A 19,828-nucleotide genomic window follows, 5' to 3' on the forward strand; every position below is an offset into this window, starting at 1 on the left:
GGGTCAGCTACGGGAACGATGGCGAAAGTGCGAGGGCGAGATGCCGTTCATGCGCTTGAAGGTCTTGGAAAAGGCGAAGGCGCTGCGATAGCCCACCCGTTCGGCGATCTCCTCGATCGGCAGGTCGCTGGTCGCCAGCAGGTGCGTGGCATGCTGCATGCGCAGCTGGGTGAGCTGCTGCATCGGGCTGCGCCCGAAGACCTTGCGGCTGATGCGGCGCAGGTGCTCGGTGCTGACATGGGCGATCTCGGCCATCTCCTCGATGGTCCAGTGCCGCTCCAGCGTCGGGATCACGGCATCGAAGACCGCCACGATGCGGGCATCCCGCCGCCAGGGGTCGGCAAAGCGCGCGATGTAGTTCTCGATGGTGTCGATCCACATCACGCAGCTGGCCGGGTCGGCCTGACCGTGGAACACCTCGCTGTAAAGCCCCATCACGGCGTGTTTCATCGGTTCGGGGTCGAAGTGCTGCATGATCGGGGCGATGGTGCCGACCACCGAGCGCGGGGCGCTGGGCAGGTAGCGCAGCCAGCAGTACTGCCAGCGTTTCCCGGGTACGGCATGAAAGGCATGCAGCGCATGAGCCGGAGCGAAGGACATCATGCTGCCGCGCATGGTGCACCAGCGCCCGTCGAGCAGCATGCGCCCCTCGCCGCCGAGGGAGCCGTGGATGTAGGCGCCGCTCAGCCGGGTACGCACGATGCGGTAGGGCACCGCGGCATCCCCCACGCCGACGTGGGAGATATGCCGCTGCTCGAGCGCAGCGCAATCCTCGGCGCGCACGATCCACTGCTGGGTATCGTCACCGACGATGTGGGTTTCGGATAGCTGTTCGTGTTCTGCGGCCATGGCGCGTTCGCCCATGTTGGCTCTAACTGATAAAGGCCCAACGGTACCTACCGTTCGAAACAACGCAAAACCAAAACAATAGCGAGTCGAGAAACAGGAGACATAACAATGCCAGCCAAACACTCCTTCAAGACCCTGGCCCTTTCCTCCGCGCTGCTGGGCCTCGGCGGCTTCACCAGCGCCATGGCCAGCGAGGGCTATTCCGACGGCGTGGTGCGAATCGGCGTGCTGACGGACATGTCGGGGATCTACACCGACCTGTCCGGCGAGGCGGCGGTGGAAGCCGTGCGCATGGCCGTCGAGGACTTCGGCGGTGAGGTCGACGGCGTGCCCATCGAGGTCATCCATGGCGACCACCGCAATCGTGCCGACACCGGCGCCAGCCGTGCCCGGGAATGGTACAACAACGACGGCGTCGACATGATCAACGATCTCTCCAACTCCGGCGTCGCACTGGCGGTGGCTGCCGTGGCCGACGAGCTGCAGCGCCACGCCATCGTCAATTCGTCATCCAACATCGGCCTGACCAACGACTACTGCTCGCCCTTCGTGACCCACTACACCTACGACGCCTACTCCCTGGCACAGGGCACCGGACAGTCGATCGTCGAGGATGGCGGCGACACCTGGTTCTTCCTCACGGTGGACTTCGCCTTCGGCATCGGGCTCGAGGAGCAGGTGTCCCAGGTGGTGCGCAACGCCGGCGGCCAGGTCGTCGGGGCTGCACGTCATCCGCTCGACACCACCGACTTCTCCTCCTACGCGCTGCAGGCCCAGGCCTCGGGCGCGGAGATCATCGGCATCGCTTCGACCGGCGCCGACGCCATCAACGCCATCAATGCCCTGGCCGAATTCGGTGTCACGCCCGACCAGCGCCCGGCCGCCCTGCTGCTGTGGTACGACGACATCGTCAGCCTGGGGCTGGAGACCGCCCAAGGCCTGATGCTGACCAACGCCTTCTACTGGGACGCCAACGACCAGACCCGCGAGTTCTCGCAGCGTTTTTACGAGCGCACCGGCCGCATGCCCAACATGGCGCACGCCGGCAACTACTCCTCCACCATGCACTACCTGAGAGCGGTCGAAGCCGCCGGCACCGACGATGCGACGGCGGTCTCCGAGAAGATGCGGGAACTGGAGATCAACGATTTCTTCGCCTCGGGCGGCTATATCCGTCCCAATGGCCGCATGGTCCACGACCAGTATCTGTGGGAGGTGAAGTCGCCAGAGGAGTCGGAGTACGACTACGACTTCCTGCGCCTGTTGGCCACCATTCCCGGTGAAGACGCCTTTCAGCCGCTCGAAGAGAGCACCTGTCACCTGCTCAACGGCAACTGATGACTTACCGCGCATGCCGGCCCGCGGCTCGGCATGCGCCCCCTACTTCGTTGATCTTGTGAGCAAGTGATCATGGACATTTTCGGCATTCCCATTCAGGCCCTGCTGGGGCAGCTCATGCTGGGCATCGTCAACGGCTCCTTCTACGCGGTGCTCAGCCTCGGGCTGGCGATCATCTTCGGGGTACTCAAGATCGTCAATTTCGCCCATGGCGCCTTCTTCATGCTGGGGGCCTTCACCGCCTTTCTGCTCGCCCAGTACATGGGGCTCGACTATTGGGTCACGCTGCTGGTGGCCCCGCTGCTGGTGGCCGCCTTCGGCATGGTGTTCGAGTTCCTGTTCCTGCGCCGGCTCTACGGGCTCGACCCGATCTACGGCCTGCTGCTGACCTTCAGCCTGGTGCTGGTGCTGGAGGGGGGCTTCCGCGTCGCCTTCGGCTCCTCCGGCCAACCCTTCGCCACCCCGGAGCAGCTGCGCGGTACCATCAACCTGGGCTTCATGATCCTGCCGCTCTATCGCGGCTTCGTGATCGCCTCGGCGCTGCTGGTGTGCCTGGCCACCTGGTTCGTCATCGAACGCACCTCGCTGGGTGCCAGCCTGCGCGCCGCCACGGAGCGCTCGGAGCTGACCCAGGCCTTCGGTATCAACGTGCCGCGCCTGATCACCCTGACCTACGGCGTCGGCGTCGGCCTGGCGGCCTTCGCCGGGGTGCTGGCCGCGCCCATCTTCCACGTCAATCCTTCCATGGGCTCCAGTCTGGTCATCATCATCTTCGCCGTGGTGGTGATCGGCGGGCTGGGCTCGATCATGGGTGCCATCGTCACCGGCCTGGGCCTGGGCGTGGTAGAGGGCTTCACCCGGGTGTTCTACTCCGAGTTCTCCTCCACCATCGTCTTCCTGGTCATGGTGCTGGTGCTGCTGCTGCGCCCGGCCGGCCTCTTCGGCAGGGAGGAGGGCTGACATGCGCACCCTGTCCTACACGGCCCTCGCCCTGCTGGTGCTGGCACTGCTGGTCATTCCCTTCGTGCCGCAGCTGATCTACATCGTCTTCGTCATGAAGACGCTGTGCTTCGTGCTCTTCGCCTGCTCCTTCAACCTGCTGCTGGGCCATACCGGCATCCTCTCCTTCGGTCACGCCGCCTTCTTCGGTACGGGGGCCTACGTGACCGGACAGCTGGTCAAAGCGTACGGCGTCCCCACCGATCTGGGCATCCTGGCCGGCGGCCTGGTGGCGGCCGTCCTGGGGGCGATAGTCGGCAGTCTGGCCATCCGCCGCAGCGGCATCTACCTGGCCATGATCACCCTGGCGCTGTCGCAGCTGGTCTACTTCTTCTTCCTGCAGGCCCCGTTCACCGGCGCCGAGGACGGCCTGCAGCGGATCCCCCGTGGCACCTTCCTGGGGGTGATCGATCTGCGCAGCGACACGGCGCTCTACTACGTGGTGCTGGGTATCGTCGCTGCCGGGCTATGGCTGGTATGGCGTACCGTCCATTCGCCGTTCGGCAATGTGCTGCGGGCCATCCGCGAGCATGAGCCGAGAGCGATCTCGCTGGGCTACCCCGTGGCGCGCTACAAGGTCCTGGTGTTCACCATCTCCGCCGGCCTGGCCGGTATCGCCGGCTCGCTCAAGGCCATCGTGTTCCAGTTGGCCGCCCTCTACGACGTGCACTGGCACACCTCGGGCGACGTGATCCTGATGACCTTGCTGGGCGGCATGAACACGGTATTCGGTCCCGCGGTAGGCGCTGCCCTGGTCTCCGCGCTCAACCACTACATGGACCCTTTCGGCGCCTGGGTCACGGTCATCACCGGGCTGGTCTTCATGACCTGCGTGCTGACCTTCCGCCAGGGCGTGGTCGGCCAGCTCGGCCAATGGCTCCGCACACGCCGCACCCCGGCACCTTCCGCCAAGGTTCAGCACCGCTCACACGCTCAGCAGCAGCACTGACAAGGAGTACTTACATGCCCGTTTTCGACCGCAACACTCTCATGACCCGCTTCCAGGAGATGGTCGCCCGCGGCCAGCCGATCATCGGCGGCGGCGCCGGCACCGGCATCTCGGCCAAGTGCGAGGAGGCCGGCGGCATCGACTTGATCGTCATCTACAACTCCGGCCGCTACCGCATGGCGGGCCGCGCCTCCTCCGCCGGCCTGCTGGCCTACGGCAATGCCAACCAGATCGTCCAGGAGATGGCGCTGGAGGTGCTGCCGGTGGTCAAGCGCACCCCGGTACTGGCCGGAGTCAACGGTACCGACCCCTTCGTGATCATGCCCAAGCTGCTGCGCGAGCTGAAGGAGCTGGGCTTCTCCGGGGTGCAGAACTTCCCCACCGTGGGCCTGATCGACGGGACCTTTCGCGTCAGTCTGGAGGAGACGGGGATCTCCTACGGCAGCGAAGTGGACATGATTCGCCTGGCCCATGAAATGGACATGCTCACCACGCCCTACGTGTTTTCGGCCGACGAGGCCGTGGCCATGGCGGAGGCGGGCGCCGACATCATCGTGGCGCACATGGGCGTCACCGTGGGCGGCACCATCGGCGCCGAGTCGGCCAAGAGCCTCGCCGAGTCGGTACGCCTCATCGATGACTGGGCCGAAGCAGCCAGGCGGGTGCGGCGGGACGTGATCATCCTGTGCCACGGCGGCCCTATCGCCACCCCGGAAGATGCCGCCTACGTGATGCGCGAGAGCGAACATTGCAACGGCTTCTACGGTGCCAGCAGCATGGAGCGACTGCCCACGGAGATCGCGCTCACCGAGCAGATTCGCCGTTTCAAGGCCATCGCCTGATCATCCCAGGAGGACACCATGACCCGAGTCTATGTCAGCGCCGTCATCCCCATCACGCTGGAGCAGGCCTGGAGCGTGCTGCGCGATTTCAACGGCCTGCCGAACTACCATCCCTTCTTCGCCAGGAGCGAGATCGAGGAGGGCAAGCCGGCCGACCAGGTCGGCTGCGTGCGTCATTTCCACGACCACGACGGCAACTTCATCCGTGAGGAGCTGCTCACGCTCTCGGACCGCGAACACCGCTGCTGCTACCGCATTCTCGAGGCCCCGGCGCTGCCGGTGCGGGACTACGTGGCGGAAATGTGCCTCAAGCCGATCACCACCAGCGGGCATTGCTTCGGCGAATGGTGGGCGGAGTTCGAGGTGGCCGAGGCCGATCGCGAGGATGTCGTGCAGCGGGTCTCGGATACCTTCCGCCTCGCCTTCGAGGGCGCCGCCGAGCGGTTCACCTGCTGAAAGCAGCATGACGGATAGCGGATCCCCCTGGCCGATCCATCCGCCAGGGGGCTTGCCTCCGCTAGACCGAGACGCCCAGATAGCGCCCTAGGGTAGCTTCGTCGGACATCGACTCGCCGTCGGCGGTTTCGTGAACGATTCGGCCCTCGGCCATGAAGTAGGCGCGATCCGCCGCCAGCACGGCGGCCTTGACGTTCTGCTCGATCAACAGTACCGCCACCCCTTCACGGCTGAGCTCCCTGAGGCTCAGGGCAACGTCTTCGACCACCGCTGGCGCCAACCCCTCGGTGGGCTCGTCGAGAATCAGGCAGCCCGGGTTGGTGACCAGGGCGCGACCGATGGCCAGCATCGAGCGCTCGCCCCCGGAGATCTGGTCGCCGTAGGCCCGGCGCCGGCGTCCCAGGGAAGGGAACAGCTCGAACACGCGGCTGGCCGTCCAGCGCTGGCCGGCCGGGCCCTTGCGGGTGTTGAGCTGCAGATGCTCATCGACGCTGAGCGAGGGAAACAGGCGGCGGCCCTGGGGCACGTAGCCTACGCCCAGCCGCGCGATGCGATGCGGCGACCAGCCCAGCACCTGCTGACCAAGCAGCTCCACCGAACCGCGCGCCTGGGGCGGATCGAGCCCCATCAGCGTCCTCGCCAAGGTGGTCTTGCCCACCCCGTTGCGCCCCATCACCGCCACGCACTCCCTGCCCACGTGAAGGTTGAGTTCTTGCAGCGCGTGTCCGAGGCCATAGTGGGCCTCGAGACCCTCCACGCGTATCATCGTTTCAGCCATTGGCACGCCCCAGGTAGATGTCGCGCACGCCTTCGTGGGCGGCGATTTCGTCAGGACTGCCCTCGGCGAACATCTCGCCCTGGTGCAGCACGGATATCTGGTCGCTGAGCGCCAGCACCATCTCCATATCGTGTTCGATCATCAGCAGGGTCACCTCCTGAGGCAGGTCGCGCAGGATCCCCTGCAGCACCTGGCGCTCGGCATGGGAGAGGCCGGCGGCCGGCTCGTCGAGCAGCAGCAGCCGGGGCCGCTGCGCCATCACCATGGCGAGCTCCAGCTGGCGCAGGGTGCCATACGACAGGTTGGCCACCGTCTCGTCGAGCACCGGCGTCAGGCCGAGCTGGTCGGCCGTGCTCATCAGATCGTCATCCAGGCGCGACTGCCAGGGCTGCCACAGCGACGGCAGACGGCCGTTGCCCCGGGCCAGGGCCAGGTTCTCCCTGACCGTGACCGAGGGCACCAGGGTGGAGACCTGGTAGGTGCGACCAAGCCCCTTGAGGGTGCGCTGAATAACCGTGTCGTCACTGATGTCGTCACCGAAGAAGCGGATCGATCCGCGGTCGGGCTTGAGTTCGCCGGCGATCATGTTGAACAGGGTGGTCTTGCCGGCGCCGTTGACACCGATCAGCCCGCGCCGCTCGCCGGGCTGCACCCGCAGATTGACGTCGCTGGCCACCGTCAGCGAGCCGAAGGACTTGGCCAGGCCGGCGACCTCCAGCGCCGGCACCAGGCTCATCGAGGGCTGTGCTTCAGTCATAGTAGGGATCCGAACAGTCTCCCGGGGGAAAGTCGCGGCTGTCGGGCTCGCCGGCGAGGTACTCCTCGGGGTCGAAGGGCCCGAACTGGCTGACCTCCTCGTAGGTCTTGATTGGCACATTGACCAGCCGGCCGTCCACTTCCTGGACTTCGTTGATATAGATGTTCTGCACCGGATTGCCGTACTCGTCGAGGTAGAACGGACCGCGCGGCGCGTCGGGCATTTCGGTCTCGCGCAGGGCGGCAATCAGCGCATCGCGATCCCCGCCGTTGGCGCTCTCAAAGGCATTCACCGCCATCTTGAAGGCGACATAGCCGTGCTCGGCCGGCGCCAGCGGCATGACGTCGTCACCGTGCATGTCCCAGAAGGCGTCGCGGAAGGCCACGAACTCATCCGTCTCCAGCCCTTCGGCATACTGCAGCGCCGACAGCCCGCCGATGGCCTCCTCGCCCATTTCCGGCAGGTCGCCCACGGCGAAGAAGTTGGAGCCGCCGAGCAGCGGCATGCGCGCATCGATACCGAAGTCGTGGTACTGCTGGAAAAACGCCAGGCCGTCGCTGCCGGCACCGTTGTAGAGCACCGCATCGCCGTCCGGCAAGGTCGCCAGGATGGAGCTGTAGTCGGAGGTGCCGGTGGGGTGCCAGATGCGTTCCACCGACTCGCCGCCCGCGGCACAGAAGCCCTTGAGGAAACCGCCCAGCTGGTTGTAGGGGAAGGAGTAGTCCTGGCCCACCGCGATGATGTGCTGGTGGCCCAGTTCCTCGGCCACGTACTGGCCGAAGGCGAACATCGGCTGCGCCCCGGTCCAGCCGGCCCGCACCACATTCTCGGCGCGGTCGCGCATGGTGATGTCCTCGGGCGCCGAATAGGAAATCACCATCGGCATGCCCGACCCCTTGGCCCACTCCAGCCCAGCCAGGCCGGTGCCGCCCAGTACCGGGCCTACCACCAGGTCGACGTCGTCGCGCGACTCCATGGCCCGCAGGCGGTCCACGGTGGTCTCGGCATCGCCCTGGGAGTCATAGAACCGGACTTCCAGGTCGAGCGCTTCGAGGCGGTCGGCAAGTTCCTCCATGGCCAGCTCAACGCCCATGCGCTGCTGCTCGCCGAAGAAGGAGAACACCCCGGTGGTGGGCCCGATCACCCCGACACGCAGGCCGTCGTCAGCCTGAAGATGGGCGGCGGAGCCCACCGCCAGGGCGGACATGCCGCTGATGATGAGCGTCTTGGCGTGCTTCATGGCTCTTCTCCTCGGGTTGTTGTTGTCACGGAAGCCTGTGGCTTCGACTTGCGCTTGAAATACTGCTCGAACACCTCTGCCAGACCGCGCGGCATGAGGAGTATGGAGAGCAGCAGGACCAGACCGATCACCATCATGTGCCGGTCGGTGTACTGGGAGACCAGGGTCTCCAGAGCGATCAGCACGGCCACCCCCAGGGCGGGGCCCAGCAGGGTGCGGTAGCCGCCCAGCACCGCGGCTGTCAGCACCCACACGGCGTGTCCCAGCCCCAGCGGTGAAGGCGACATGATGCCCATGTCGTAGACCAGGAAGACCCCCGCCACGCCGCCGATCATCCCGGCCAGCACGAAGGCGGTGAAACGCGCCAGGTAGACGGGGTGGCCCAGGGCGCGCATGCGCTGTTCGTTCTCTTGGATGCCCAGCAGCAGCAGCCCGAAGGGCGAGCGATACAGCCGCCACACAGCGAGGAATATCGCCACCGTGACCGTGGCCACCAGGATGTAGAAGACCCGGGTATCGTTGAGGTTGAGGCCGCCGTAGGCCGGCATGCGCACCCCGGCGATGCCGTTGTAGCCGCCGGTGACGTCGACCCACTGGAACGACAGCGCCCACACCATCTGCCCCAGCGCCAGCGTCAGCATCAGAAAACTCACCTGGCGCGAGCGCACGGTGAGCAGGCCGAAGATGACCGCGCTCACCGCGGTGAACAGCAACGCCAGGGTCACCACCAGCGGGAAGGGCAGGCCGTAGCGCACGCCGAGGATGGCGATGGTGTAGCCGCTGATGCCAGCGAAGGTGGTCTGGCACAGCGAGAACCAGCCCAGCCGCCCCGCCAGCAGCGAGAAGCTCAGCGCCGCCAGGGCGTAGATCATCGCCCGGTTGGCCTGGGAGACCGCATAGTTGCCCATCAACAGCGGCCAGGCCACCAGCGCGGCGACGATTCCCAGAATGATCAGGTGATCACGTTTCATGCAGTCCTCCCGAACAGTCCCTGGGGCCGGAAGACCAGGATCAGCGTCATGGGTAGAAACAGGAAGAAGAGGGCGAACTGCGGCAGATAGCCGGTGGCGAAGCTCGACACCATACCGGTGATCAGCGCCCCCACGGCGGCGCCCTTGAGCGAGCCCATGCCGCCGATGATGATCACCACCAGCGAGAGCATCAGGACCCGCACGTCCAGCCCCTGGGTCAGCGACATGTAAGAGGTGCCCACCACGCCGGCGATACCCGCCAGGAAACTGGCCACGGCGAAGACGCCGCCGAACAGCAGCGGCACATTGATGCCCTGGGCCATGGCGGTCTCGCGGTCGTCGACCCCGGCGCGGATGGCCGCGCCGATACGGGTGTAGGTCATCACCAGCCACAGCGCGATGCCCAGCAGCACGGCGAAGATCATGATCAGGACCCGGAAGTAGGGATACATCATGACGCCGAGGTCCACCGGCGCGCGCAGCTCGCGGGGCAGCGGCAGGCTCACCGGCTGCCCGCCGTAGACCACCAGCAGGGCGTCGGCGATGATCAGGCCCACGGCGATGGTCAGCAGCGCCTCGGAAAGGTCCATGCCGCGCACCCGCTGCAGCAGGAAGCGCTCCATCAGCAGCCCGCCTGCCAGGGCGGCGAGGCCGCCGGCCAGGATGCCCAGCGTCAGGCTGCCGGTGTCCCGAATCACCTGAACGCCGATATAGCCGCCCAGCAGGTAGAAGGCGCCGTGAGCCAGGTTGACCACCCGCATCAGGCCGAAGGCCAGGGTCAGGCCGCTGGCCATGATGAACAGCAGTGCGGCCATGGTCAGGCCGTTGAGAGTGAGGAAGTAGAAGGTGTTCATGGTGTCACCTCCCGCTGGGTGGCGTGTGGCGCCGACGTGCCGTTGTTGTCATTGGTGCACATGGCGGCTCAGCCTCGACGCACGTTCTTGAAGGCGCGGGTCTGCTCGGTCAGGGCGCGCTCCGTGGGCAGTCGCTCCATGCTCGAGGCGCCGTAGAAGCCGTGGCAGTACGAGCAGCGCGCGAGCACGTATTCGGCATCCTCGGGGTCGGCGATGGGCCCGCCATGGCAGAGCACGATGACATCTTCACGCACCGCCCGGGCCGCCGCCGCCCACTCGTTGATGGCCGCGACGCAGTCGTCCAGGCTCATGGCGGTCTCGGCACCGATGCTGCCCCCGGTGGTGAGGCCCATGTGGCAGACGATGATATCGGCACCGGCCTCGGTCATGGCCCGGGCATTCGCGGCGCTGAAGACGTAGGGCGTGGTGAGAAGTCCGGCCTTGCGCGCCTGGCGGATCATCTCCACCTCCTGGGCGTAGCTCATGCCGGTCTCCTCGAGGTTGGCGCGGAAGGTGCCGTCGATCAGGCCCACGGTGGGAAAGTTCTGCACCCCGGCAAAGCCCATCGCCTTGAGCTCGGCGAGAAACGGCTCCATGAAGACGAAGGGGTCGGTGCCGCAGACGCCCGCCAGCACCGGGGTCTTCTGGGTCACCGGGAGCACCTCCCGGGCCATCTCCTTGACGATCTCGTTGGCGTTGCCATAGGGCATGATGCCGGCCAGCGAGCCACGCCCCGCCATGCGATAGCGCCCCGAGTTGTAGATCACGATAAGGTCGATGCCACCGGCCTCCTCGCACTTGGCCGACAGCCCGGTACCGGCCCCGCCGCCCACGATCACCTCACCGCGCTCCACCATGGCGTGAAACTGCGCCATCAGTTCTTCTCGATTCCACTTTCTCAAGGATGCCTCCTGGGGTCTGTCGCCATGACTTCCTGAAAATGCTCGACCAGGGCGGCGGCAAATTCGGGATCGTTGATATGGAAGGGGTAACGGATCAGCTGACGCTCGGGGGTCTGCACGACGGTCTGCTCCAGCGCCTCGAACAGGGCGGCATCGGCGGCCGGGTCGTGAAAGGGCTGGCCGGGCGCGTCGAGCATCGACACACCGCTCTCCGGCAGCAGAAAGCGCACCGGCCCCTGGCAGCGGTTGAGCTTCTCGCCGATCCAGCGACCCATGCGCGCATTCTCTTCCGGCGTGGTGCGCATCAGTGTGATCTGGGGGTTGTGCTCGTACAGCAGGCGTTGGCGATAGATGGCCGGCACCGTGTCCAGGGCGCCAAAGTTGACCATGTCCAGCGCCCCCACCGAGCCGACATAGGGAACCGAGGTGCGCGCGACGACATCGAGGCGCTCCTCGCCGGCGCTGAACACGCCGCCCATGAACAGGTCGCAGATCTCGGTGGTGGTGACATCCAGCAAGCCGGTGATCATGCCGCTGGCGACCAGCTTCTCCATGGACTGACCGCCCGTGCCGGTGGCATGAAAGACCAGGCAGTCGTACTCCGCTGCCAGGGCTCGGGTCGCCTGCGTGACACAGTCGGTGGTCACCCCGAACATGCTCAGGCCGATAGCCGGCTTGCCGCCTTCCCCCTCCGGAATGCGGCCCTGCAACATGCCGGCCAGGGCATTGGCCGCATTGCCGAGGACCCGCCGGGAAATCCGATTGAGGCCGGCCACATCGGTGACCGAGTACATCATGGCGATATCACTGGGGCCGACATAAGGCCCCACGTTGCCGGAAGCCACCGTCGAGACCATGATCTTGGGCACGCCGACATCTAAATCCCGCATCGCCGGGGTGATCAACGCCGTCCCGCCCGAGCCACCCAGGCCGATGACGCCGCCGACGTCGGAGCGGCTGGCAAGCAGACGACGCAAGGCTTCGGACATGGCAGCGACCGCGCGACCACGGTCGTTGACGAACACCTCTTCGGGTCCATCGGGGTGGCTGGCGGCGACATCCGCGGCGCGTATGTCGGCGGTATCGCTGTCTTCACCGCGGGTACTGACGTCGACCACCACGGTGTCCAGGCCTGCCGCCTGGAGTAGACTGCGAACGTAGCGCAGCTCAGCGGCTTTCGTGTCGCAGGTGCCGATGATGTAAGCTTTCGAACTCATGGCGTGTCTCCTTTTTGCCGCCGTCACTGCAGCGGTCTCTTTGTTTTCGTTCAATGACGTTGCAGTAAGCGTGCCAAGTTCGCTTAGCCCGCCCCAGCGCGGTTCTTTGCCCTATGGACACCTGACGGAACGGGTAAAGTCGAGTAGCCATTACCCGAAATGACACGATTTGACCCATGGGTACCCGATGACCTTGCCAAGCCCAGATGCCTTCGGACGGTTGGTGGCCAGTCTCGAAGAGGCACGTCGTCACGACGATGTCGCCACTCTCTTGAGCCCCATCACCGCCCGCCTCCCGGCACCGCTGGCCGACCTGGCCAGCAGCTTGCCGATCGGCGATGCCAACGGTGAACTGCTGGAGTCGCTGCGTGGCCGTGGCGACTTTCCCGCGCGAACCGTTGCCGGGGTACTGGCCACCGACCCGTTTCGTCTCGCGGACGACCTGCTCGAGATGCTGCGTCAACGAGGCTGCAACCGGGTGGCCAACTGGCCCAGTACCGCCATGCTCGGGGGCGAGCTTGAGCAGGCGCTGGCCCATTCGGGGCTGGGCTACGCGGAGGAAATGGGGTTCTTGGCCCGGGCGCGCCAGCAAGGCTTCGAGACCCTGGCGGTCATCACTCGGGAGCAGCAGCTCGTTTCGGCGTTGGCGGCCCAGCCCTCGCGGCTATTGATCGCCGTTGCGCTCGAGGCCGCCGAGGGCCCGGCGGAGCGGGAGGGTGCCCGCCTGGCGAGCTTGGCGGAAAGGATTCGAGACGCGGGCTACCCGCTGTGGCTTTATGAGCATGACGGGGTAAAAGCCGCGACGGCGAGCCTCCATCCCTGGGCGGAAGCCGTGATCCGTCATCCCGATGGGGCCGACGACGGCCGCGCGACGGCTCCCGGGTAGGCCAGGCGCAGACGCGGTCCAGCCAGGCCTAGAGCAGGCCGTAGCGCCGCATCTTGTTGTAGAGGGTCTTGCGCGACAGTCCCAGCTCGACCGCCGTGGCCTGGCGGCGGAAACGATTGCGTCGCAGTGCGTCGAGAATCCATTCGCGCTCGGTCTCGGGCAGCGCGACTGCGGGGATGGCATGCCCGGTGTCGGGCCGAGGGCTCGGCGGCGGTGGCATGCGGCTGTCCAATGGCGGCAGATCGTCGATCGTGACCACGACGTCATCGCACATGACCACGGCACGCTCGAGCACGTTACGCAGCTCACGCACGTTACCCGGCCACGGGTGCTGCATCAACACCCGGTAAGCCGAAGCATCCATCTCGCGCACACGCGGATTCACCTCATCGGCGATGCGCGGCAGCAGGTGGCGCACCAGCAGCGGGATGTCCTCGATACGCTCGCGCAATGGCGGCAGGCGTATCTCGACGCTATTGAGGCGGTACAGCAGGTCTTCACGGAAGCGCCCCTCGGCCACCATGGCGTGCAGGGAGCGATTGGTGGCACAGATCAGCCGGGCATCGGAGTGACGCGGCGTATTGCTGCCCAGCCGCTCGAAGATACCGTCTTCCAATACCCGTAACAGCTTGGCTTGCAATGCCAGCTCGAGATCGCCGATCTCGTCGAGCATCAGAGAGGTACCGTGCGCCTGTTCGAAGCGTCCGATGCGGGCCTTGTGGGCTCCGGTGAAGGCACCGGCTTCATGACCGAACAGCTCACTTTCGAGCAACTCCCGGGGAATCGCCGCGCAATTGACCGCCACCAGCCGCTGGTGGCGACGCGGGCTGCTGAGATGAATGGCGCGCGCCGCCAGTTCCTTGCCAGTGCCGTTCTCGCCGGTTACCAACACCGAGATGTCGCTCTGAGCCACCTTGCGAATCATCTTCACCACTTCGGTGATGGCGGCGGAACGGCCAATCAGACCGAACTCATGGCCGTCTCCCAGCCACTCGCTCTTGAGGTTGTGCAAGTGATGCTGCAATTGGGCGACGGCCTTGTAGGCGGAGGTCGTCTCGGCCACTGCAGCCTCCAGGGGAATACGGTCGATGGTCGAGCCGCCGATGTAGCCATTGGCCCCGGACACCTGCGCGACCTTCTTGGCCTCGTCGGGTGTGGTGATGGGCCCCCCCTCAACGGTACAGCGTACTGCCGGATGCCGGGCTCGCACGGCTTCACAGATCACACGAGCGTGTTCGGCCGCTTCGTCCAGGCTGAAACGGCTGGGCACGCCGCTGACGCCGCCAGCGTTCCAGCCGTAGTTGATGCACAGCATATCGATGCCGGCATCGGCCATCGCCAGCGCTTCGTCCAGCTCGCGTACGTAGCCGCAGGTCTTCAGCCCCACCTGCCGTGCGAGCTGGAGCAGGTGCACCTCCCTTGCCAGCCCCACCCCGTTGCGTTCGAGCCGGGCGCGCATGGCGCCGTCGAAATGAACCACAGTGGGGAAATTGCAGATGCCCTGAAAGCCGGCTTCTGCGACCTGCTGCACCAGCCTCTCGAGATCGCAGTCGGGGTCGAAGATACAGGCGCCGAAATAGACCGGCAGCGCCACACGCGTGAGGATTTCCGCTCGTGAGAAACTCATCACCGCGCGATTGTTATCGGCGAGCGGCAGCATGCATGAAATGGAGGGGCCGCCCTGCACACGCAGGCGGCCGGCGTTGAGTGCCAGCAGGAAGTCGGCGCCCCCTTGGGCGGCGGCCTTTGCCGTCATGCCGGTGCCGGTGGCGGCGCCCACCAGGAAACGACGGTTGTCGAGAGTCGATGCGTTGGCCATGAGCGTCATTAGAGCCCGGCAGCGACTCCTCCACAAGAGCGGCGCCGGGGGTCAACGCGCCGGCAGCCCCTCCTGACGGGCGAACCAGCTCTCGAGGATCAAGACGGCGGCAATGCCGTCGACGCCGTCGTCACGGTAGCTCTTGGCGGGATTGCGCAACAGCCCGGACTCCCGCGCGATGGCCTTGGCCTCCCGGGTGGAGCCGCGCTCGTCGACCATCTCGCAGGGCTTGCCGTAGCGGCCGTAGAGCCGCTTGCCGAACTTGCGCGCCCTGGCACTCATCACCGATTCGCTGCCGTCCATGTTGAGCGGCAGCCCGACCACGAACAGGTCCGGCTGCCACTCATCGATCAGCCGCGTGACGACGTTCCAGTCGGGGATGCCGTCGCGGGCCGGCAGCGGCTCGAGCTGGCGGGCGCTGGCGAGCAGCTCGTTGCCCACGGCCACCCCGATCCGGCGGGTGCCGAAGTCGAAGGCGAGAATCAGGCGCTTTCCCGCAGCGCTCATCAGGAGTGCCCGGCTTCCCGCGACATCAGATTGAGATCCACCCCGAGGATGCCGGCGGCGGCGCTCAGGCGCTGCTCGGCCGGCACCTTGAACAGGATGTCGCCCTCCGCCTCGACGGTGAGCCAGGCGTTGTCCTTGAGCTCCTGCTCAAGCTGGCCCGCCTCCCAGCCGGCACAGCCCAGACACACCAGGAACTCCTCGGGCCCTCGGCCGGCGGCCAGCGCCAGCAGGATGTCCATGGAGGTGGTCAGGGCGATGTCGTCCTCCACCTGGATGCTGGAATCCCACGGGGTGCTGGAGCCGCGATGCAGGATGAAGCCGCGGTCCTTGTGGGTCGGGCCGCCGTAGTAGACCGGCGCGTTGCGATGCGGGCTCTCCTCGCCGTCGAGCTCGAGCTGCTCGAACAGCGCGTCCAGCGTGATCTCCAGCGGGCGGTTGACGATCACGCCCATGGTGCCGTTCTCATCGTGATCGCACAGATAGCTGAGGCTGCCGGCGAAGTTGGGATCTTCCAGGTGCGGCATCGCCAGCAGGAAATGACCTCTCAAGCCTAGGTTTTGCACGGATTGCATGGGACTCCCGGGCGGTGGGCAGTCGTCCTAGCGCACGCCACCGAAATGATTGCCTTGCCCGAACCGCCAGACGCGGGTGATCGAGAGACTGTCGAGCTCCCCCATGGTGCTGTCGAAGGGCCGATAGGGCCCGGCACCGTGCACGGTATTCAGCGCCGCCTGATCGAGTTCGGTATGTCCTGAGGATTGTACCACCTCCGCCTGACGAAGCTGACCATCTCGACCGATCACCACGCGAATGCGCAGCTGGCCGTGCAGGTGGCTCGGCGCAGGATGCACCCGGTTGCCGTAGTCCTCGACGCGGCGGGTCCAGTCGTCGATGTAGCGTGCCTCGGCGGCCCGCTGGGCCGCGCTGCGCGGCGCGTCGTCGGCCGGCCCGGCCAGGTGCTGGTCGAGCCCCTGCTGACGAATGCTGCTGGTGGCCTGGGCCAGCAGATCGCGCCCCGACGCCGAGGGCGCCGCCACGGCCGGCTCCGACGGCGACTCCGTGGCCTGAGGGGCGCTCTCGCGCGGCTCCGCCGCAGGCTGGGCCGGGCGCTCCTGCGCGGCGTCGGCGGGCACCTCGTCGACCGCCTCGGGCTCGGTGGCGGAGCGTTCCGCCGGCTCGGCCTCGGCCGGGGTGGTGGGGTCCACGGCGCTCTCCGCCGCCTCGAGCACCGGCAGCTCGTCGAGCGGTGCCGCACGCTGCTCGGCCGGCGCCTCCTCGGCCTGCTCGCCGGCGGCCTGCTGGTCGGCCTCGGCAATGGCCTGCGCCGCCTCGGGCGCCTCGGCCGGGCGGGTCACCAGTATCACGTCCAGGCTGGAGCGCTCCGCCGGTGCCGGGGCGAACTGCCAGCTCGCCACCAGCCCGATCAGCAGCAGATGCAACAGCAGCGCGACCGACAGCGCCAGCCAGCGGCGATAGGGCCGCGTGACCGGAGCATAGTGGATCGGGTCGCTGATCGGGGCCACCATGGGTGGGAGGGGTCCTCTTGGTATTACATGAAAAGCCTAGCTGGAGCGTGACAGGCGCCGCTCGATGGCGTCCATCAGCAGGCCGGCGATGTCGGTACCGCGCTGGTCGTCGATCTCACGCACGCAGGTGGGGCTGGTCACGTTGATCTCGGTGACGTAGTCGCCGATCACGTCGAGGCCGACGAACATCAGCCCCTTCTCACGAATCATCGGCTGCACCTGCTCGATCAGCCAGTGATCGCGGGCGGTCAGCTCACGGCTGACACCGGTGCCGCCGGCCGCCAGGTTGCCACGGGTCTCGCCGGCCATGGGCACCCGGGCCAGGCCGTAGGGTACCGGCTCGCCGTCCACCAGCAGAATGCGCGTATCGCCATCCTTGATCTCGGGGATGTAGCGCTGGGCCATGATCTGGCGACGGCCACGCTCGGTCAGCGTCTCGATGATGGCGCCCAGATTGCGCCCCTCGGGCTGCACGTGGAAGATCCCGCTGCCGCCCATGCCGTCCAGCGGCTTGAAGATCACGTCGCGGTGCTCGGCGTGGAAGGCGCGCAGTACCGCTTCGCTGCACGACACCACGGTGGGCGTGCAGCACTGCGGGAACTGCTGGGCGAACAGCTTCTCGTTGCACTCCAGCAGCGCCCGTGTGGGATTGACCACCAGCACGCCCTCGCGTTCCGCAAAGCCCAGCAGATGCACGGCATTGAGGAAGTGTGCGTCGACCGGCGGATCCTTGCGCATCAGGATCACGTCGAGTTCGGCCAGCGGGCGCTCCTCCGGCGCCCCCAGCGCATACCAGTCGTCCGGATTGCGAAAGGCGGCGAGGTCGCGCATGCGCGCGTTGGCGCGGCCATCGCGCAGGTAGAGGTCCTCCTGCTCCATGTAATGCAGCGACCAACCACGCTGCTGGGCCGCCCACAGCATGGCCAGGGTGGTGTCCTTCTTGTAGGTGAGATGGGCGATGGAGTCCATCACCACCCCCACCCGCAGGGATCGTGCGCTCGTCTGTCGGCTCATCGGCAGCGTTCCATCATGATCGGGGAAATGAGCGCAGTATGACGCAGGCTTCCCGGCAACACCAAGGCGGCTTGACACGGCACGGGGGCGCCTCTATTTTTAGTTTCAAATGAAACTAAAAAGACAAGAGCAGGCCCTGACGTTCCCCAGCCCACCACCGCGAGCCCCGTCATGATCCAGATCCAGCAGATTCACCACGTCGCCTATCGTTGCCGCGACGCCAAGGAAACCGTCGAGTGGTACCAGGACAAGCTCAACATGGCGTTCCTGGTCGCCATCGCCGAGGACCGCGTGCCCTCCACCAAGGCCCCCGACCCCTATATGCACCTGTTCCTGGATGCCGGCAACGGCAACATCCTGGCCTTCTTCGAGCTGCCCAACTCCCCCGAGATGGGTCGCGACCCCAACACCCCGGAGTGGGTGCAGCACATCGCCTTCCGCGTCGCCGACGAAGCGGCCCTGCTGGCAGCCAAGGCAGAGCTGGAAAGCAAGGGCGTGGAAGTGATCGGCCCCACCGAACACGGCATCATCCGCTCGATCTACTTCTTCGACCCCAACGGCCATCGCCTGGAGCTGACCTACGTGAAGGGCACGCCGGAGCAGATGCGCCAGCTCAAGGAGGTGGCGCCGGCCATGATCGAGGAGTGGTCGAAGACCAAGCGCGCCCCCAAGCATGCCGCCTGGCTGCACGAGGAGGAGTTCAAGGCGCTCGGCTGAGCGCCTCATTCCTGCCCGGGCTCAGCCCGGCTCGGCGGTGGCCCCCGGCACCAGGCGGATGCCGTGGGCCTCGATGACGATCAGGCGCCGCTTGTAGAGCCGCCCGATGGCCTGTTTGAAGGCGTTCTTGCTCACCCCCAGGCGGGACTTGATCGCAGCAGCGTCGCTGTTGTCGGAGAGCGGCAGATAGCCGCCGCTCTCGCGCAGCGCCTTGAGCACCTGCTCACCCACCACGTCGAGGCGCGCCGGCCCCGGCGGCAACAGCGAGAGGTCCAGGCGCCCATCGTCGCGCACCCGCTTGACGTAGCCCCGGGTGCGCTGCCCGCGCCGCAGCGGGCGAGTGACGTCGTCGCGATAGAGCAGCCCCCAGAAGCGATGATTGACCACCGTCTTGTAGCCCAGGTCGGTGGCGTCGGCGACGATCAGTTCGACCTCGTCGCCCGGCGCCAGCCCCGTCGCCTCGTCCTGCACGAAGCGGTCGAGCTTCTGCGAGGCCACCGGCCGCCCCTGCTGATCCTCGTAGAGCCGCACCAGCACCCGCTTGCCCGGCGTGGGCCTAAAGCGCTGCTCGCCGAAAGGCAGCAGCACGTCGCGCGGGTGGCCCCAATCGAGAAAGGCGCCGGTCTCGTTGACCGTGACCACCTCCAGATAAGCCACCTCGCCAATCTGGGCCTTGGGCACACGTGAGGCACGCTCGCGCGTACCGGACGCGGTGGGCCGAGAAGAAGTCGGGCGACCCTGGCGGCGATCGTTGGGGGAAGAGGCCATGCACAGCTCCACAGGTGGGTAGGGAGCCATTATGGCAAATGCGAGAGAAAAAAGGCGGCCCGAAGGCCGCCAAAGGTTCCAGGGAGAATAGGAGAGAGGGAAACGCTACGGCTCGCGCTTGCCGTCTACGAGTCGGCTCACGCCCCAGGGGTTGCCGTCGCGCAGCGGTTCGGGCAGCAGGCCCTGCGGCAATGCCTGGTAGCACACCGGGCGCAGGAAGCGGAAGATCGCCGCGCTGCCCACCGAGGTGGTGCGGGAATCCGAGGTGGCCGGGAACGGGCCGCCGTGGACCATGGCGTGACACACCTCGACCCCGGTGGGCCAGCCGTTGGCCAGAATGCGCCCCGCCTTGCGCTCGAGGATCGGCAGCAGCTGCCTGGCGGCGTCCAGGTCGCCGTCGTCCATCTGCAGGGTGGCGGTGAGCTGGCCTTCCAGGTGG

21 protein-coding genes and 1 pseudogene are annotated in these 19,828 nt (G+C 66.6%); 7 read left to right on the forward strand and 15 right to left on the reverse strand.

Features of this window, described 5'->3' with window-relative positions; genetic code table 11:
- Nucleotides 1–3: 3 nt before the first annotated feature.
- On the reverse strand, nt 4–849 hold the full coding sequence (locus tag C4S71_RS16945) for a helix-turn-helix transcriptional regulator (RefSeq protein WP_035589846.1): 846 nt from the start codon (nt 847–849) through the stop codon (nt 4–6).
- Between the two features lie 108 nt (nt 850–957).
- Between C4S71_RS16945 and C4S71_RS16950 the strand changes: the two genes are divergently transcribed.
- The 5 genes from C4S71_RS16950 to C4S71_RS16970 all read left to right on the forward strand — a co-directional run bounded on the left by C4S71_RS16950 (nt 958) and on the right by C4S71_RS16970 (nt 5,433).
- On the forward strand, nt 958–2,187 hold the full coding sequence (locus C4S71_RS16950) for an ABC transporter substrate-binding protein (RefSeq protein WP_103969957.1): 1,230 nt from the start codon (nt 958–960) through the stop codon (nt 2,185–2,187).
- Nucleotides 2,188–2,259: 72 nt separating this feature from the next.
- On the forward strand, nt 2,260–3,147 hold the full coding sequence (locus tag C4S71_RS16955; RefSeq protein WP_103969958.1) for a branched-chain amino acid ABC transporter permease: 888 nt from the start codon (nt 2,260–2,262) through the stop codon (nt 3,145–3,147).
- Between the two features lies 1 nt (nt 3,148).
- Entirely contained in the window at nt 3,149–4,135 is a 987-nt protein-coding gene (locus tag C4S71_RS16960) for a branched-chain amino acid ABC transporter permease (RefSeq protein WP_086510663.1), read from the forward strand.
- Nucleotides 4,136–4,149: 14 nt separating this feature from the next.
- A complete protein-coding gene (locus tag C4S71_RS16965; protein WP_103969959.1) occupies nt 4,150–4,977 on the forward strand; it encodes a phosphoenolpyruvate hydrolase family protein in 828 nt (275 codons plus the stop codon).
- Nucleotides 4,978–4,995: 18 nt separating this feature from the next.
- Nucleotides 4,996–5,433, forward strand: a complete 438-nt coding sequence (locus C4S71_RS16970) for an SRPBCC family protein (RefSeq protein ID WP_103969960.1) — start codon at nt 4,996–4,998, stop codon at nt 5,431–5,433.
- Nucleotides 5,434–5,494: 61 nt separating this feature from the next.
- Here the strand turns inward: C4S71_RS16970 and C4S71_RS16975 are convergent, their stop codons facing one another.
- From C4S71_RS16975 to C4S71_RS17005, 7 genes are all read right to left on the reverse strand, one after another.
- Nucleotides 5,495–6,211, reverse strand: coding sequence for an ABC transporter ATP-binding protein (locus C4S71_RS16975; RefSeq protein WP_200825313.1), 717 nt, complete (start codon nt 6,209–6,211; stop codon nt 5,495–5,497).
- Nucleotides 6,204–6,968: an ABC transporter ATP-binding protein gene (locus C4S71_RS16980; RefSeq protein WP_200825314.1), complete on the reverse strand. Its 765-nt coding sequence runs from the start codon at nt 6,966–6,968 to the stop codon at nt 6,204–6,206. The genes C4S71_RS16975 and C4S71_RS16980 overlap by 8 nt, the downstream gene beginning before the upstream one ends.
- Nucleotides 6,961–8,208, reverse strand: coding sequence for an ABC transporter substrate-binding protein (locus C4S71_RS16985; RefSeq protein WP_103969961.1), 1,248 nt, complete (start codon nt 8,206–8,208; stop codon nt 6,961–6,963). Before C4S71_RS16985 ends, C4S71_RS16980 begins: the two co-directional genes overlap by 8 nt.
- Nucleotides 8,205–9,179, reverse strand: a complete 975-nt coding sequence (locus C4S71_RS16990) for a branched-chain amino acid ABC transporter permease (protein ID WP_103969962.1) — start codon at nt 9,177–9,179, stop codon at nt 8,205–8,207. Before C4S71_RS16990 ends, C4S71_RS16985 begins: the two co-directional genes overlap by 4 nt.
- Nucleotides 9,176–10,033: a branched-chain amino acid ABC transporter permease gene (locus C4S71_RS16995; protein WP_103969963.1), complete on the reverse strand. Its 858-nt coding sequence runs from the start codon at nt 10,031–10,033 to the stop codon at nt 9,176–9,178. The genes C4S71_RS16990 and C4S71_RS16995 overlap by 4 nt, the downstream gene beginning before the upstream one ends.
- A gap of 68 nt (nt 10,034–10,101) precedes the next feature.
- Nucleotides 10,102–10,908 (reverse strand): phosphoenolpyruvate hydrolase family protein, encoded by an 807-nt coding sequence (locus C4S71_RS17000; protein WP_103969964.1) that lies wholly within the window; start codon nt 10,906–10,908, stop codon nt 10,102–10,104.
- 23 nt (nt 10,909–10,931) lie between these two features.
- A complete protein-coding gene (locus C4S71_RS17005) occupies nt 10,932–12,152 on the reverse strand; it encodes a Tm-1-like ATP-binding domain-containing protein (RefSeq protein ID WP_103969965.1) in 1,221 nt (406 codons plus the stop codon).
- A 187-nt stretch (nt 12,153–12,339) separates the two neighbouring features.
- Between C4S71_RS17005 and C4S71_RS17010 the strand changes: the two genes are divergently transcribed.
- Nucleotides 12,340–13,038, forward strand: a complete 699-nt coding sequence (locus tag C4S71_RS17010; protein WP_103969966.1) for a phosphoenolpyruvate hydrolase family protein — start codon at nt 12,340–12,342, stop codon at nt 13,036–13,038.
- Between the two features lie 28 nt (nt 13,039–13,066).
- On the opposite strand, the gene C4S71_RS17015 is transcribed toward C4S71_RS17010, so the two are convergent.
- From C4S71_RS17015 to gshB, 5 genes are read right to left on the reverse strand one after another with little or no spacing between them, the layout of a single operon-like run.
- Complete coding sequence (locus C4S71_RS17015; RefSeq protein WP_160113403.1) at nt 13,067–14,857, reverse strand: phosphoenolpyruvate hydrolase family protein; 1,791 nt, start codon at nt 14,855–14,857, stop codon at nt 13,067–13,069.
- A gap of 51 nt (nt 14,858–14,908) precedes the next feature.
- The gene (gene ruvX / locus C4S71_RS17020; protein WP_103969968.1) at nt 14,909–15,364 is read right to left on the reverse strand and encodes a Holliday junction resolvase RuvX; all 456 of its coding nucleotides are present in this window, start codon (nt 15,362–15,364) and stop codon (nt 14,909–14,911) included.
- The gene (locus C4S71_RS17025) at nt 15,364–15,936 is read right to left on the reverse strand and encodes a YqgE/AlgH family protein (RefSeq protein WP_010626050.1); all 573 of its coding nucleotides are present in this window, start codon (nt 15,934–15,936) and stop codon (nt 15,364–15,366) included. The genes ruvX and C4S71_RS17025 overlap by 1 nt, the downstream gene beginning before the upstream one ends.
- 27 nt (nt 15,937–15,963) lie before the next feature.
- The gene (locus C4S71_RS17030) at nt 15,964–16,890 is read right to left on the reverse strand and encodes an energy transducer TonB (protein WP_103969969.1); all 927 of its coding nucleotides are present in this window, start codon (nt 16,888–16,890) and stop codon (nt 15,964–15,966) included.
- A 36-nt stretch (nt 16,891–16,926) separates the two neighbouring features.
- Nucleotides 16,927–17,904 (reverse strand): glutathione synthase, encoded by a 978-nt coding sequence (gene gshB, locus C4S71_RS17035; protein ID WP_103969970.1) that lies wholly within the window; start codon nt 17,902–17,904, stop codon nt 16,927–16,929.
- Nucleotides 17,905–18,075: 171 nt separating this feature from the next.
- Here gshB and C4S71_RS17040 point away from each other — a divergent pair, with 171 nt between their 5' ends.
- The gene (locus C4S71_RS17040; RefSeq protein ID WP_086510670.1) at nt 18,076–18,621 is read left to right on the forward strand and encodes a VOC family protein; all 546 of its coding nucleotides are present in this window, start codon (nt 18,076–18,078) and stop codon (nt 18,619–18,621) included.
- 21 nt (nt 18,622–18,642) lie between these two features.
- Here the strand turns inward: C4S71_RS17040 and C4S71_RS17045 are convergent, their stop codons facing one another.
- Both C4S71_RS17045 and C4S71_RS17050 read right to left on the reverse strand, forming a co-directional pair.
- Nucleotides 18,643–19,389: a CvfB family protein gene (locus tag C4S71_RS17045; RefSeq protein WP_234244279.1), complete on the reverse strand. Its 747-nt coding sequence runs from the start codon at nt 19,387–19,389 to the stop codon at nt 18,643–18,645.
- A 105-nt stretch (nt 19,390–19,494) separates the two neighbouring features.
- Nucleotides 19,495–19,828 (reverse strand): annotated as a pseudogene (locus C4S71_RS17050) (aldehyde dehydrogenase (NADP(+))); the annotation flags it as partial.

This window comes from Billgrantia desiderata (genome assembly GCF_900108215.1).
GTDB classification, from domain to species: domain Bacteria; phylum Pseudomonadota; class Gammaproteobacteria; order Pseudomonadales; family Halomonadaceae; genus Halomonas; species Halomonas desiderata.

What these genes read in the sequence shown, in the direction of transcription:
- C4S71_RS16960 (WP_086510663.1), top strand. Translation starts at nt 3,149, where the DNA reads ATGCGCACCCTGTCCTACACGGCCCTCGCCCTGCTGGTGCTGGCACTG.
- C4S71_RS17015 (WP_160113403.1), bottom strand. Translation starts at nt 14,857, where the DNA reads ATGGCCAACGCATCGACTCTCGACAACCGTCGTTTCCTGGTGGGCGCC.
- C4S71_RS16950 (WP_103969957.1), top strand. Translation starts at nt 958, where the DNA reads ATGCCAGCCAAACACTCCTTCAAGACCCTGGCCCTTTCCTCCGCGCTG.
- C4S71_RS17005 (WP_103969965.1), bottom strand. Translation starts at nt 12,152, where the DNA reads ATGAGTTCGAAAGCTTACATCATCGGCACCTGCGACACGAAAGCCGCT.
- C4S71_RS17000 (WP_103969964.1), bottom strand. Translation starts at nt 10,908, where the DNA reads ATGGCGCAGTTTCACGCCATGGTGGAGCGCGGTGAGGTGATCGTGGGC.
- C4S71_RS17040 (WP_086510670.1), top strand. Translation starts at nt 18,076, where the DNA reads ATGATCCAGATCCAGCAGATTCACCACGTCGCCTATCGTTGCCGCGAC.
- ruvX (WP_103969968.1), bottom strand. Translation starts at nt 15,364, where the DNA reads ATGAGCGCTGCGGGAAAGCGCCTGATTCTCGCCTTCGACTTCGGCACC.
- C4S71_RS16995 (WP_103969963.1), bottom strand. Translation starts at nt 10,033, where the DNA reads ATGAACACCTTCTACTTCCTCACTCTCAACGGCCTGACCATGGCCGCA.
- C4S71_RS16945 (WP_035589846.1), bottom strand. Translation starts at nt 849, where the DNA reads ATGGCCGCAGAACACGAACAGCTATCCGAAACCCACATCGTCGGTGAC.
- C4S71_RS16965 (WP_103969959.1), top strand. Translation starts at nt 4,150, where the DNA reads ATGCCCGTTTTCGACCGCAACACTCTCATGACCCGCTTCCAGGAGATG.
- C4S71_RS16985 (WP_103969961.1), bottom strand. Translation starts at nt 8,208, where the DNA reads ATGAAGCACGCCAAGACGCTCATCATCAGCGGCATGTCCGCCCTGGCG.
- C4S71_RS16955 (WP_103969958.1), top strand. Translation starts at nt 2,260, where the DNA reads ATGGACATTTTCGGCATTCCCATTCAGGCCCTGCTGGGGCAGCTCATG.
- C4S71_RS16975 (WP_200825313.1), bottom strand. Translation starts at nt 6,211, where the DNA reads ATGGCTGAAACGATGATACGCGTGGAGGGTCTCGAGGCCCACTATGGC.
- C4S71_RS17010 (WP_103969966.1), top strand. Translation starts at nt 12,340, where the DNA reads ATGACCTTGCCAAGCCCAGATGCCTTCGGACGGTTGGTGGCCAGTCTC.
- C4S71_RS16970 (WP_103969960.1), top strand. Translation starts at nt 4,996, where the DNA reads ATGACCCGAGTCTATGTCAGCGCCGTCATCCCCATCACGCTGGAGCAG.
- gshB (WP_103969970.1), bottom strand. Translation starts at nt 17,904, where the DNA reads ATGAGCCGACAGACGAGCGCACGATCCCTGCGGGTGGGGGTGGTGATG.
- C4S71_RS17025 (WP_010626050.1), bottom strand. Translation starts at nt 15,936, where the DNA reads ATGCAATCCGTGCAAAACCTAGGCTTGAGAGGTCATTTCCTGCTGGCG.
- C4S71_RS16980 (WP_200825314.1), bottom strand. Translation starts at nt 6,968, where the DNA reads ATGACTGAAGCACAGCCCTCGATGAGCCTGGTGCCGGCGCTGGAGGTC.
- C4S71_RS17030 (WP_103969969.1), bottom strand. Translation starts at nt 16,890, where the DNA reads ATGGTGGCCCCGATCAGCGACCCGATCCACTATGCTCCGGTCACGCGG.
- C4S71_RS17045 (WP_234244279.1), bottom strand. Translation starts at nt 19,389, where the DNA reads ATGGCCTCTTCCCCCAACGATCGCCGCCAGGGTCGCCCGACTTCTTCT.
- C4S71_RS16990 (WP_103969962.1), bottom strand. Translation starts at nt 9,179, where the DNA reads ATGAAACGTGATCACCTGATCATTCTGGGAATCGTCGCCGCGCTGGTG.